Origin of the sequence: Mycobacterium sp. MYCO198283 (genome assembly GCF_021213805.1) — a bacterium.
GTDB lineage: Bacteria > Actinomycetota > Actinomycetes > Mycobacteriales > Mycobacteriaceae > Mycobacterium.
Genome location: NZ_JAJQJI010000002.1, coordinates 45343 through 57786 on the forward strand (window position 1 = coordinate 45343; position 12444 = coordinate 57786).

The following is a 12444-nucleotide window of genomic DNA, read 5'->3' on the forward strand; positions in this document are numbered from 1 at the left end:
ATCCGTCAGGGGATGAGGCCCATGTCCACTCGACCGGCCGTCGAAGACGTCAGCCGACTGCAGCATTCCAGCCGCGACGTCACCATGCTGCCGGGTGTGCTGGCCGATTGGCTCGCAACCGTGTTGCCGGGCGGCGTGCGCCCCGAGGTCACCGTCGAGAGCGGGATCGATTCCAACGGAATGAGTTCGGAGACCATCGTCCTCACCGGACGCTGGCAGGAGGACGGCTCGGAGGTCACGCGGCGCTGGGTGGCCCGCGTCGCCCCGACGCCGCAGGACGTGCCGGTGTTCCCGGCCTACCGGATGGACCACCAGTTCGAGGTCATCCGGCTCGTCGGCGAGCTCACCGACGTGCCCGTGCCGCGGGTGCGCTGGCTCGACACCACCGGCGAGGTGCTGGGCACCCCGTTCTTCCTCATGGACCACGTCGAGGGCGTGGTGCCGCCGGACGTGATGCCGTACACCTTCGGCGGGAACTGGTTCTTCGACGCGCCGCCCGAGCAGCGCCGCCTGCTGCAGGACAGCACGGTGCAGGTGCTCGCCACCCTGCACGGGATTCCCGACGCCGCAACCACCTTCGCGTTCCTCGGCGACGTCGACCCGCCCGGCGACACCCCGCTGCGCCGGCACTTCGGCTGGCTGCGGGAGTGGTACGAGTTCGCGGTGCCCGACATCGGGCGCTCGCCGCTGGTCGAGCAGGCGCTGACCTGGCTGGACGACCGCTTCCCCGCCGGCACGGCCGCCTCCGACACGGTGCTGGCGTGGGGCGATGCCCGCATCGGCAACGTCATGTACCGCGACTTCCGGCCGGTCGCCGTGCTCGACTGGGAGATGGCCACCATCGGCCCGCGCGAGCTCGACGTGTCGTGGCTGATCTTCGCCCACCTGGTGTTCCAGGAGCTCGCCGGGCTCGCCGGTCTGCCCGGACTGCCCGACGTGCTGCGCGAGGACGACGTCCGCGAGACCTACCGCGCGCTCACCGGCGTCGAGCTCGGCGACCTGCGGTGGTTCTACGTCTACTCGGGCGTCATCTGGTGCTGCGTGTTCATGCGCACCGGCGCCCGGCGCGTGCGGTTCGGCGAGATGGAGCGACCCCAAGACGTGGAGTCGCTGTTCTACCACGCCGCCCTGCTGCGACGGCTGATGGCGGACGACGCCTGATGCTCGGTCCGCTCGATGAATACCCCGTCCACCAGCTCCCACTGCCCATCGCCCGGCCGGGCACGTCGGACCGCAACTTCTACGACCGCTCCTACTTCAACGCCCACGACCGCACCGGCGACATCTTCCTCATCACCGGCATCGGCTACTACCCGAACCTCGGCGTGAAGGACGCCTTCGTCCTGGTGAGGCGCGGCGATACCCAGACCGCGGTGCACCTGTCCGACGCGCTCGACGCCGACCGGCTCAATCAGCACGTCGGCGACTACCGCGTCGAGGTGCTGGACCCGCTGCGCTCGCTGCGGATCAGCCTGGCGGACACCGAGGGCATCGCCGTCGACCTCACCTGGCAGGGCCTGTTCGATCCGGTGCAGGAGCAGCCGCACGTCCTGCGTGCCGGTAATCGCGTGACGCTCGACGCGCAGCGGTTCGCCCAGGTCGGCACGTGGGCCGGCTCCATCACGGTCGACGGCGAGCGCATCGACGTCGACCCGGCCACCTGGATTGGCACCCGCGACCGCAGCTGGGGCATCCGCCCGATCGGCGAGGCCGAACCCGCGGGCCGCCCCGCCGATCCCCCGTTCGAGGGCATGTGGTGGCTCTACGTGCCGATGGCGTTCGACGACTTCGCGCTGGTGCTGATCATCCAGGAGGAGCCCGACGGGTTCCGCTCGCTCAACGACTGCACGCGCGTGTTCCGCGACGGCCGCGTCGAGCAGCTCGGCTGGCCGCGCGTGCAGATCCACTACCGCAGCGGCACCAGGATTCCCACCGGCGCCACCATCGATGCCACCACCCGCGACGGCTCGCCGATCCGGTTCGACGTCGAGTCGAAGCTCGCGGTGCCGATCCACGTGGGCGGCGGCTACGGCGGCGACCCGGACTGGACCCACGGCGTGTGGAAGGGCCAGCAGTTCACCGAGCGGCTGACCTACGACATGACCGACCCGGCCGTCGTCGGCCGGGCCGCATTCGGCGTCATCGACCACGTCGGGCGCGCGGTGTGCACCGAGGCCGGGAAGACGTCGGAGGGTCACGGGCTCTTCGAGCACGGCGCGCTCGGCCGCCACGACCCGTCGGGCTTCACCGACTGGCTGACCGTCGCCCCCTGACCCGCCTCCCCCACCCCGCCGAACGTTCATTACCCGTCGCCATATTGCGGAAATCCGGGCCGGTAATGAACGTTCGCGGGAAGCGGGAAGCGGGAAGCGGGAAGCGGGAAGCGGGTCAGGGCAGGGCGTCGATGATCTCGGCGAGCGTGTGGTAGCCGATCGGGGCCGGCTGGTAGATGCACACCGTGTCCGCCACCCCGTCGACCCGGTCGGCGATGTGCGCGGCGATCTCCTTCGGCGTGCCGCAGGCGGCGATGGTCGTCAGCACCTCGTCGTCGATCAGATCGCCCATCTCCTGCCAGCGGCCCTGCTTCGACAGCGCGTGAAGCTCCGGCTGCAGGTCACCCCATCCGTGCGCCTCCAGCACCGGGCGGTAGGCGGGCGTGGACCCGTAGAACGCCAGCAGCCGACGGGCCGAGGTGTGATCGTCGCCCGCCGACACGATGATCTCCGGCACGACCGCGAACTCCGTCCGGCCCGCGGCGGCGAGCCCTTCCCGCACCGCGGGCATGGTCACCTGCTGCAGGAAACGCTTGGAGCCGAACGGCATCACCAGCAGGCCGTCGGCGTGCCGGGCCGTGGCGCGGGTGAGCTGCGGGCCCAACGCGCCGACGTAGATCGGCGGCGGCGGGTACGGGCTCGGTGCGGGCGTGAAGTTCGGCGTCATCAGCGTGTGCCGGTAGAACTCGCCGCGGAAGTCGAGCCGCTCGCCGGTCGACCAGGCGTCGAAGATGGCGCGCAGCGCGGCGATCAGCTCCACCATCCGCCCGACGGGCCGCTCGAAATCGGCGCCGAAGCGCTTCTCGATCTGGGTGCGGATCTGCGTCCCGAGCCCCAGCGTGAACCGCCCGCCGCTGAGCACCTGGTGGTCGTGCGCCTGGTGCGCGAGGTGAATCGGGTTGCGCGGGAACGCGATCGCCACATTCGTCATGAGATCCAGGCCGCCCACCGTCGACGCCAGGGTGAGCGGCGCGAACACGTCGTTGGGGCCTTCGAAGGTGAAGACGCCGGCCGCTCCCGCCTCCCGCAGCGCCTGCGCCCGGTCGATCGCGTCGGTCGGCTGATACAGCGCGGTGAGCACCTTCATCCCTGGCACCCTAGCGATTTCGGCGTGATTTCCGTGGGCCGGCGATCGAAACCACGCCGAAGTCGCAAGATGGTCGTGTGGTGGACGTCGTGGTCGTCGGTGCGGGGTTCGCGGGCCTGGTGGCGGCACGCGAGCTGACCCGTCGCGGCCGCGACGTGCTGGTGGTGGAGGGCCGCGACCGCGTGGGCGGCCGTTCGCACACCGGCAGCGTCGGCGGGGTGCCGGTGGACCTCGGCGCGACCTTCGTCGGCCCGACGCAGGACGCGGTGCTGGCGCTCGCGCGCGAGCTCGGCTGCCCCACCACCGCGACCTTCGACCAGGGCCGCAACGTCATCCGCTGGCGCGGTCGCACGCGCACCTACTCCGGCACCATCCCCAGGCTGTCGCTACCGAGCCTGCTCGACATCGGCCGCGTGCGTTGGCTTTTCGCGCGGTCGGCTCAGCGCGTTCCGGTGGCCGAGCCGTGGACCGCCCCGGACGCCGGACGCCTCGACGGGATGTCGCTCGGCGGCTGGCTGCGGTCGGTGCATGCGTCGCGCAGTTCGCGGGACCTGATGGCGATCGCGGCGCGGGTGACCTGGGGCGCCGAACCCGACGAGGTGTCGATGCTGCACGCGCTGCGCTACGTCAAGGCCGCCGGCGGCCTGGACCGCATGCTCGACACCGGCGGCGGCGCGCAGCAGGACCGGCTGGTCGCCGGCACGCAGGACATCGCGGTGCGCATGGCCGCGGAGCTGCACCCGCGCGTGCGGCGCAACGCCCCGGTGCATGCCGTCGACCACCGGCCCGACGGCGTGACCGTTCACACCGGCGACGACGCGCTCGACGCGCAGCGGGTGATCGTCGCGATCCCGCCCGCGCACCGCGCGGCCATCGCCTTCCGGCCGGCGCTGCCCCCGCCGTACGCCGGGCTGCAGCAGCGGTGGCCGCAGGGCGTGCTGAGCAAGGCCTACGCCGTCTACGACCGGCCGTTCTGGCGTGACGACGGCCGGTCCGGGCAAGGACTGTCCGACGAGGGTCCGGTGTTCATCACCTTCGACGTGAGCCCCGCTCCCGCCGGGCCGGGGGTGCTGCTCGGATTCGCCGACGCCCGCACCTTCGACCCGCTGCCGCCCGCCGAACGCCGCCGCCAGGCGCTGCGGGGTTTCGCGGCGCTGTTCGGCGATCGGGCGCTGACGCCGCTCGACTATGCCGACCACCGTTGGGGCGCAGAGGTATTCGCGCCCGGCGGCCCGACGGCGGCCGTGCCGCCCGGGTCATGGACCCGCTTCGGCCCGTGGCTGCGCGCACCCGTCGGGCCGATCCACTGGGCGGGCACCGAGACCGCGGACACCTGGACCGGATTCCTCGACGGGGCCGTACGCTCCGGTCAGCGCGCCGCCGCCGAGGTCGACGCGACGCTGTCCGGAACCGAAGGAAAGATCCATGGAGCCCGCTGAACACCACCGCGTCGTCGCCGCGACCTTCACCGAGCGCGTGCAGGGGACGACCGACTGGCACGCCCCCGCACCGGTCCCCGGCTGGGTGGCCCGCGATGTGGTCGACCACCTGGTGACGTGGTTGCCCGGGCTGCTCGCCTCCGGCGGTGTCACGCTGGCGGCCGGTCCGCCCGTGGCCGACGACCCGGTGGCGGCCTGGCGCCACCACACCGCCGCCGTGCAGGACCTCCTCGACGGGCCGCTGGCCGCGAAGCCGTTCTCGCACGAGCACATTCCCACCCAGCCGCTGACACAGGTGATCGACAACTTCTACACCGCCGACGTGTTCATGCACACCTGGGACCTGGCGCGGGCGACCGGTCAGGACGACCGGCTCGATCCGGGCTACTGCCGGGCGCTGCTGGCCGGCATGCAGCCGATGGAGGAGGTGCTGCGCGCGTCGGGCCAGTACGGACCGGCGGTCGATGTGCCCGCCGATGCCGACGACACCGACCGGCTCGTCGCGTTCATCGGCCGCGACCCGCGGTGGCGCCCGCCGACCTAGGAGCTGAGTCTCGCTGCGCCGCCCGCGTTCTCGATGAGCGCCCGCAGCCGGCGGTTGACCTCGTCGGGGCGCTCGAGGATGGCGCAGTGGCCGCCCGGCAGGGTGACGAACTCGAACAGGTCGGGCAGCTCCGCGGCGATTTTGCGCGACTGCCCGACGGGCAGCAGCCGGTCGCGCTCGCTGCCGATCACCAGCGTCGGGACGGTGAGGTTGCGCACGCCGATCCGGCGGCGGGGGCCGAGCCCGTCGACGAGCGCGCGGGCGCAGCCGCCGCGACCGGCCGGCGGCGTCGTGGCGTAGAGCTCGTAGACGAACTGGGCGATCGCCGGATCGGCGTCGCGGCCCACCGCCAGCGCCGAGACGAAACGCCGCGTCGGCGCCTCGGTGCGCGGCAGCACCGGGATCGAGCCGAAGGTCTTGAGCATCCGCCCTGCCGCGGCGACCCGCGCCGCGGACAACCGCGCCGGCATCCGATACAGCTGCACCTCCTCCAGGAGTTCACCGGTGGTGGTGTTGATCAGCGCGGCGGCGTCGAGCCGCTGGGCGACGCGGTGACGGTAGCGCTCGGCCCACGCCGTGATCGCGATACCGCCCATCGAATGCCCCGCGACCACCGCCCGCTCGCCCGGCCGCAGCGCCGTCGACAGCACGGCGTCCAGATCCGCCGCGAGGTGGTTCAGGCTGTACCGTCCGCGGCGCGGCACGTCGCTGCGGCCGTGACCCCGGTGGTCGAAGGCGATCACGCGGTAGTCGCGCGACAGGTCGCGGATCTGCTCGTGCCACACCCGCAGCGCGCAGGTGATCCCGTGCGACAGCACCACCGGGTAGCCGTCGGCGGGTCCGAAGACCTGGGTGTGCAGGCGGGTGCCGTCGGCGGATCGGACGTCCAGCGTGCGGCCCCGCGGCAGGCTCGTCGGCCCTGGATAGGTGTTCGCCGGCACCAGTCGCTGTGCGCTCATCGGATCTCCGTTCCAGTGGCCCCGTTGCCGTGCGCGAGATCCTAACCGCGCATCCGCGTCGGCGGCCGCGTCTTCTCCGACGGGCGGGTTCAAGTCGGCGGACAAGGGGAACACCTCGCGCACTGACCTCGGTGACACAGAGGGAGTCGACGATGACCGCGGATGCCGAGCTGGGCACGGTGACCACCAGGGTGCCCGCCCGCCTGGATCGACTGCCGTGGTCGAGGTTCCACTGGCGCGTGGTGATCGGCCTGGGCGCCGCGTGGCTGCTCGACGGCCTCGAGGTCACCATGGTCGGCAACGTCGCCGCCCGCCTCACCGAGGACGGCAGCGGCCTGCAGATCACCGAGGGCCAGATCGGCCTCGCCGCGGCGGTTTACATCGCCGGCGCGTGTCTCGGCGCGCTGTTCTTCGGGCAGCTCACCGACAAGTTCGGCCGCAAGAAGCTGTTCCTCATCACGCTCGGCCTCTATCTGGTCGCCACGGCGCTCACCGCCTTCAGCTTCTCGCCCTGGTACTTCTTCGTCATGCGGTTCTTCACCGGAGCCGGCATCGGCGGGGAGTACGCGGCGGTGAATTCCGCTGTGGACGAGCTGATCCCGGCGCGGGCCCGCGGCCGCGTCGACCTCGCGATCAACGGAACCTATTGGCTGGGAGCGGTGCTGGGCGCGGCCGGCTCACTGGTCCTGCTGAACACCGCGCTGTTGCCACTGAACGTCGGCTGGCGGCTGGCGTTCGGCATCGGCGCCGTGCTCGGGGTCGTGGTGCTGCTGGTGCGGCGCCATGTGCCGGAGAGCCCGCGGTGGCTGTTCATCCACGGCCGCCAGGAGGAGGCCGAACGCATCGTCGACGCTATCGAGGGCGAGATCACCGACGCCGGCGACGTGGCGCTCGACCAACCCCGGGGTTCGCTGACGGTCCACCAGCGCACGACGATTCCGTTCCGCGAGATCGCGTCGATGGCGTTCCGGAAGTACCCGAAGCGGGCGATCCTCGGGCTGGCGCTCTTCATCGGGCAGGCGTTCCTCTACAACGCGGTCACCTTCAACCTCGGCACGCTGCTCAACGGCGTCTACGGGGTCGCGTCGGGCGTGGTGCCCGCGTTCTACATCGTGTTCGCCGCCGGCAACTTCGCCGGCCCGCTGCTGTTGGGCAAGCTCTTCGACACCGTGGGCCGAAAGCCGATGATCACGCTGTCCTACGTCGGATCTGCTGTCGTGGCGGTGGCGCTCGCGCTGGTCGTCACGAACGAGCGCGCGGGCATCTGGGTGTTCATGGGTGTGCTGTTCGTGTGCTTCTTCCTGGCCTCGGCGGGCGCGTCGGCGGCCTATCTGACCGTCAGCGAAATCTTCCCGATGGAGACGCGCGCCCTGGCGATCGCGTTCTTCTACGCCGTCGGCACCGCGATCGGCGGCATCACCGGCCCGCTGCTGTTCGGCGGCATGATCGAGTCGGGCGACCGCGGGCTGATCGCCACGGCGTTCCTGATCGGGGCGGGCGTCATGGCGCTCGGCGGTGTCGTCGAGCTGCTGTTCGGGGTGCGCGCCGAGGGCAAGCAGCTGGAGGACATCGCCGCGCCGCTGACCGCCGCCGAGTCTGGCTCCACATCGTGACGTGGCGCTGCCACGTCGTCGGCCACCGCCCGGTGTTCCGCGCCGACGGGGCAACCCTGCGGTGGGAGTGTCGCCACGGCTGCGGTGAAGGCGGCGCGAAGACCTACCCCACCGCGGAGCGGGCCCGCCGCTACGCCGAGGCGTTCAACCGCGGTGACGGCTCGAACCTCGGCGAGCGCGCGCCGCTGCTCGGGTTGCTGCCGCTGCGAGTCTGGCGGCTGATCCGCAACCGGCGCGCCGTGTCGGACGACTCGCCTACGGTAAACCCATGAAGTATCTCGAAATCGACGGCGTGGGACGGGTCAGCCGGATCGGCCTGGGTACCTGGCAGTTCGGCTCCCGCGAATGGGGCTACGGCGACGAGTACGCCTCGGGAGCCGCGCGGGACATCGTGCAACGCGCGCTGGCGCTCGGCGTCACGTTCTTCGACACCGCCGAGATCTACGGAATGGGCAAAAGCGAGCGCATCCTCGGCGAGGCGCTCGGGGACCGGCGCACCGAGGTCGCGGTGGCCAGCAAGATCTTCCCCATTGCGCCGGTGGGCCCCGTCGTCAAGCAGCGCGCCGAGGGCAGCGCTAAGCGGCTCGGCCTCGACCGCATCCCGCTCTACCAGGTGCACCAACCGAACCCGGTGGTGCCCGATTCGCTGATCATGCCCGGCATGCGGGATCTGCTGGAGCGCGGCCGCATCGGCGCGGTCGGTGTCTCCAACTATTCGCTGTCCCGCTGGCGCAAGGCCGACGCGGCGCTGGGGAGGCCCGTCGTCAGCAACCAGGTGCACTTCTCCCTCGCCCACCCGGACGCGCTCGACGACCTGGTGCCGTTCGCCGAGCGGGAGGGCCGCGTCGTGATCGCGTGGAGCCCGCTGGAGCAGGGGCTGCTCGGCGGCAAGTACGGCCTGCACAACCGCCCGGGCGGCGTGCGCGCCGCCAACCACCTGTTCGGCACCGAGAACCTACGGCGCATCGAGCCGCTGCTGCAGACGCTGCGCGACGTGGCCACCGAGGTCGGCGCCCAGCCGGCGCAGGTGGCGCTGGCGTGGCTCATCAGCCTGCCGGGCGTCGTGGCGATCCCCGGCGCCTCGAGCGTCGAGCAGCTGGAGTTCAACGTCGCCGCCGCCGATATCGAGTTGCCGGTGCCCGCGCGCGACGCCCTCACCGACGCCGCCCGCGCGTTCCGGCCCGCGTCGCTCGGCCGCTTCGCGATCGACACGCTGCGCGAGAAGCTGGGCCGCTGAATTCGCTGATCGAAACCTCGTGCGAAGCCGCAGTCCTAGACTCGTTTGACGGTGCAACCGGCTCGACGAGGAGCGTGACGCCATGGTGATGGCAGCGGAACGGACCACCCCGACGGCATTCGACCAGGAGGTCGACGCCACCCGGGCATTCATGACGAGCGCTCGCTTCGACGGCGTCACGCGGCTCTACACCGCCCGGCAGGTGGTGGAGCAGCGGGGCACGATTCCCGTGGACTACACCATTGCGCGGGAAGCCGCCGAGGCGTTCTATCCGCGGCTGCGGGAGCTGTTCGCGCAGGGCAAGAGCATCACCACCTTCGGCCCGTACTCCCCCGGCCAGGCCGTGACGATGAAGCGGGTCGGCATCGAGGGCATCTACCTGGGCGGCTGGGCCACGTCGGCGAAGGGCTCGAAGGACGAGGATCCGGGGCCCGACCTCGCCAGCTATCCGCTCAGCCAGGTGCCGGACGAGGCCGCCGGCCTGGTGCGGGCGCTGCTCACCGCCGACCGCAACCAGCAGTACCTCCGCATGCGCATGTCCGAGGAGCAACGGGCGAACACGCCGCGGTACGACTTCCGGCCGTTCATCATCGCCGACGCCGACACCGGTCACGGCGGAGATCCGCACATCCGCAACCTCATCCGCCGCTTCGTCGAGGCCGGGGTGCCCGGCTACCACATCGAGGACCAGCGGCCCGGCACCAAGAAGTGCGGCCATCAGGGCGGCAAGGTGCTCGTGCCGTCGGACGAACAGATCAAGCGGCTCAACACCGCCCGCTTCCAGCTCGACATCATGGGTGTGCCGGGCATCATCGTCGCCCGCACCGACGCCGAGGCCGCCAACCTGATCGACAGCCGGGCCGACGAGCGGGATCAGCCGTTCCTGCTCGGCGCCACCAATCTGTCGATTCCGTCGTACAAGTCGTGCTTCCTGACGATGCTGCGCAGCTTCCACGATGCCGGCGTCACCGAGCTCAACGGCTTCCAGATGTACTGGCTGCCCGACGGCGAGTACCAGACCGCCCGGGAATGGCTGCAGCGCAACGGCATCGCCGACGTGATCGCCGACGCGGCCGGCCGGTGGCGCGCCGACGGCGACCCCACCAACGACGCGATCTACGACGAGGTGGAGTCGAAGTTCGTCGCCGCCTGGGAGGAGGACGCCGGGCTCAAGACGTACGCCGAAGCGGTCGCCGCTCGGCTCGAGTTCGCCGAACGCGACGGCGAGTCGTACGACATGAGCGTCGCGCAATGGCAGGACTTCGCCAAGCGCGCCTCCCTGTACACCGCCGGCAGAAAGGCCCGGGAGCTCGGCGTCGAGGTCGCCTGGGACTGCGAGCTGGCCAAGACCCCCGAGGGCTACTACCAGCTGCGCGGCGGCATTCCGTACGCGATCGCCAAGCAGCTCGCCGCGGCGCCGTTCGCCGACATCCTGTGGATGGAGACCAAGACCGCCGACCTCGCCGACGCCCGCGAGTTCGCCGAGGCCATCCACGCCGAATTCCCCGACAAGATGCTCGCCTACAACCTCTCGCCGTCGTTCAACTGGGACACCACCGGGATGACCGACGACGACATGCGGGCGTTCCCCGAGGAACTGGGCAAAATGGGCTTCGTCTTCAACTTCATCACCTACGGCGGCCACCAGGTCGACGGTGTCGCCTCCGAGGAGTTCGCGACGGCGCTGCGCCAGGACGGCATGCTGGCGCTCGCCCGGCTGCAGCGCAAGATGCGGCTGGTCGAATCCCCTTACCGCACACCGCAGACGCTGGTGGGCGGGCCGCGCAGCGACGCCGCGCTGCTGGCGTCGTCGGGCCGCACCGCCACCACCAAGGCGATGGGCAAAGGGTCGACGCAGCACCAGCACCTGGTGCAGACCGAGGTGCCGAAGAAGCTGCTGGAGGATTGGCTCGCGCTGTGGAGCGAGCACTACGACATCGGCGAGCAGTTGCGGGTGCAGTTGCGGCCGCGGCGCGCCGGTGGCGAGGTGCTGGAGTTGGGCATCTACGGCGACGGCGAGGAGAAGCTCGCCGACGTGCTGGTCGACCCGATCAAGGACCGCCACGGCCGCAGCATCCTGACGGTGCGCGACCAGAACACCTATGCGGCGAAGATGCGGCAGAAGCGGTTGATGACGCTGATCCACCTGTGGCTGGTGCACCGCTTCAAGGCCGAGGCCGTCTACTACGTGACACCCACCGAGGACAACGTCTATCAGACCGAGAAGATGAAGTCCCACGGCATCTTCCGCGATGTCCACAAGGACGTCGGCGAGATCATCGTCGCCGAGGTCAACCGCCCGCGCATCGACGAACTGCTGGCCCCCGACCGCGAGGCGCTGCAGCGGCTGATCCGCAAGGAGGACTGACGAACCGGGTGTGTGCCGGCCGTGCCGCATGCTGCTGATCACCGGACCGACCGGCAACGTCGGCGCTGAGCTGGTCGACCTGTTGGCCCGCGACCACGACGGCCCATGGCGGATCGCGAGCCGTCGGCCGGTGTCCCCGGCCGACCCGGCCACGCCGCCGGAGCTGGTGACGTTCGACTTCTTCGACCGGACCACTTGGGACGCGGCGCTCGACGGCGTCACATCGCTTTTCCTGCTCTTCCCCCTCCCGGGCAACCGGGCGGCGCGTCAGGCGATCGTGCCGTTCGTCCATGCCGCCGACCGCGCCGGCTGCCGCCACGTCGTCTACGTGTCGGTGTTCGGAGCCGAGAAGATCCCGTTCATCCCGCACCATGCGGTCGAGGCGGCGCTGCGGGCCAGCACCATGATGACGACGATCCTGCGGTGCAGCTTCTTCATGCAGAACCTGCACCGCAGGATCTCGACTCACGGCACCGACATCACCGAGCGGGGCGAGTTGTTCATCCCGGCCGGCCGGGGCCGCACGACGTTCCTCGACGCCCGCGATGCGGCCGCCGTCGCCGCGCAGGCGTTGCTGCGGCGAGATGGGCCCCGCGACGCCGTCCACCACCTCACCGGGCCGGCGGCCCTGTCGATGACCGAAGTCGCCGAGGCGCTCACCGACGCGCTCGGCTACCCGGTGCGCTACACCGCGCCGTCGCTGTGGGCCTTCGTGCGGCGGCTCCGTCGACGCGGCGTCGGATGGGACACCATCGGCTTCATGTCGGCCGTCTACACGCTGACGCGCCTGGGGCGTAACCAGCCGATCACCGACGAGGTGCAGCGGCTGCTCGGCCGGCCGCCGCGCAGCCTCGACGCCTTCCTCGACGACACCGCCTGGCGGTGGCGAGCGGCCGCCTGGACCTGACGTCGCCGCGCGGTGCC

Annotated in this window: 11 protein-coding genes; 9 read left to right on the plus strand and 2 right to left on the minus strand. The window is 71.1% G+C overall.

The window, feature by feature from the left end:
- Positions 1-21: 21 nt before the first annotated feature.
- Both LV457_RS04400 and LV457_RS04405 read left to right on the plus strand, forming a co-directional pair.
- Complete coding sequence (locus tag LV457_RS04400) at positions 22-1161, plus strand: phosphotransferase family protein (protein ID WP_232169310.1); 1140 nt, start codon at positions 22-24, stop codon at positions 1159-1161.
- Entirely contained in the window at positions 1161-2273 is a 1113-nt protein-coding gene (locus tag LV457_RS04405; protein WP_232169312.1) for a hypothetical protein, read from the plus strand. The genes LV457_RS04400 and LV457_RS04405 overlap by 1 nt, the downstream gene beginning before the upstream one ends.
- A 115-nt stretch (positions 2274-2388) precedes the next feature.
- Here LV457_RS04405 and LV457_RS04410 read toward each other — a convergent pair whose 3' ends face one another.
- On the minus strand, positions 2389-3360 hold the full coding sequence (locus tag LV457_RS04410) for a TIGR03617 family F420-dependent LLM class oxidoreductase (RefSeq protein ID WP_232169314.1): 972 nt from the start codon (positions 3358-3360) through the stop codon (positions 2389-2391).
- Positions 3361-3437: 77 nt separating this feature from the next.
- Here LV457_RS04410 and LV457_RS04415 point away from each other — a divergent pair, with 77 nt between their 5' ends.
- Positions 3438-4799: a flavin monoamine oxidase family protein gene (locus tag LV457_RS04415; RefSeq protein ID WP_232169316.1), complete on the plus strand. Its 1362-nt coding sequence runs from the start codon at positions 3438-3440 to the stop codon at positions 4797-4799.
- A complete protein-coding gene (locus LV457_RS04420) occupies positions 4786-5343 on the plus strand; it encodes a maleylpyruvate isomerase family mycothiol-dependent enzyme (RefSeq protein WP_232169317.1) in 558 nt (185 codons plus the stop codon). Before LV457_RS04415 ends, LV457_RS04420 begins: the two co-directional genes overlap by 14 nt.
- Here LV457_RS04420 and LV457_RS04425 read toward each other — a convergent pair.
- A complete protein-coding gene (locus LV457_RS04425; protein WP_232169318.1) occupies positions 5340-6302 on the minus strand; it encodes an alpha/beta fold hydrolase in 963 nt (320 codons plus the stop codon). The two genes, LV457_RS04420 and LV457_RS04425, sit on opposite strands and share 4 nt — an antisense overlap.
- 152 nt (positions 6303-6454) lie before the next feature.
- On the opposite strand from LV457_RS04425, the gene LV457_RS04430 reads away from it, so the two are divergent.
- The 5 genes from LV457_RS04430 to LV457_RS04450 all read left to right on the plus strand — a co-directional run bounded on the left by LV457_RS04430 (position 6455) and on the right by LV457_RS04450 (position 12427).
- The gene (locus LV457_RS04430) at positions 6455-7915 is read left to right on the plus strand and encodes an MFS transporter (protein WP_232169319.1); all 1461 of its coding nucleotides are present in this window, start codon (positions 6455-6457) and stop codon (positions 7913-7915) included.
- Complete coding sequence (locus LV457_RS04435; protein WP_232169320.1) at positions 7912-8187, plus strand: hypothetical protein; 276 nt, start codon at positions 7912-7914, stop codon at positions 8185-8187. The genes LV457_RS04430 and LV457_RS04435 overlap by 4 nt, the downstream gene beginning before the upstream one ends.
- Positions 8184-9152 (plus strand): aldo/keto reductase, encoded by a 969-nt coding sequence (locus LV457_RS04440; protein WP_232169321.1) that lies wholly within the window; start codon positions 8184-8186, stop codon positions 9150-9152. The genes LV457_RS04435 and LV457_RS04440 overlap by 4 nt, the downstream gene beginning before the upstream one ends.
- Positions 9153-9303: 151 nt before the next feature.
- Positions 9304-11520 carry an isocitrate lyase ICL2 gene (gene aceA / locus LV457_RS04445; RefSeq protein ID WP_374198746.1) on the plus strand — a complete coding sequence of 739 codons (2217 nt, stop codon included), beginning with the start codon at positions 9304-9306 and terminating at the stop codon, positions 11518-11520.
- A 28-nt stretch (positions 11521-11548) separates the two neighbouring features.
- Positions 11549-12427 carry an NmrA family NAD(P)-binding protein gene (locus LV457_RS04450; protein ID WP_232169323.1) on the plus strand — a complete coding sequence of 293 codons (879 nt, stop codon included), beginning with the start codon at positions 11549-11551 and terminating at the stop codon, positions 12425-12427.
- Positions 12428-12444 lie beyond the last annotated feature (17 nt).

Excerpts from the sequence above, each read along its gene's own strand:
- LV457_RS04400 (WP_232169310.1), top strand. The coding sequence starts at position 22 with ATGTCCACTCGACCGGCCGTCGAAGACGTCAGCCGACTGCAGCATTCC.
- LV457_RS04430 (WP_232169319.1), top strand. The coding sequence starts at position 6,455 with ATGACCGCGGATGCCGAGCTGGGCACGGTGACCACCAGGGTGCCCGCC.
- LV457_RS04405 (WP_232169312.1), top strand. The coding sequence starts at position 1,161 with ATGCTCGGTCCGCTCGATGAATACCCCGTCCACCAGCTCCCACTGCCC.
- LV457_RS04420 (WP_232169317.1), top strand. The coding sequence starts at position 4,786 with ATGGAGCCCGCTGAACACCACCGCGTCGTCGCCGCGACCTTCACCGAG.
- aceA (WP_374198746.1), top strand. The coding sequence starts at position 9,304 with ATGACGAGCGCTCGCTTCGACGGCGTCACGCGGCTCTACACCGCCCGG.
- LV457_RS04440 (WP_232169321.1), top strand. The coding sequence starts at position 8,184 with ATGAAGTATCTCGAAATCGACGGCGTGGGACGGGTCAGCCGGATCGGC.
- LV457_RS04425 (WP_232169318.1), bottom strand. The coding sequence starts at position 6,302 with ATGAGCGCACAGCGACTGGTGCCGGCGAACACCTATCCAGGGCCGACG.
- LV457_RS04410 (WP_232169314.1), bottom strand. The coding sequence starts at position 3,360 with ATGAAGGTGCTCACCGCGCTGTATCAGCCGACCGACGCGATCGACCGG.
- LV457_RS04450 (WP_232169323.1), top strand. The coding sequence starts at position 11,549 with ATGCTGCTGATCACCGGACCGACCGGCAACGTCGGCGCTGAGCTGGTC.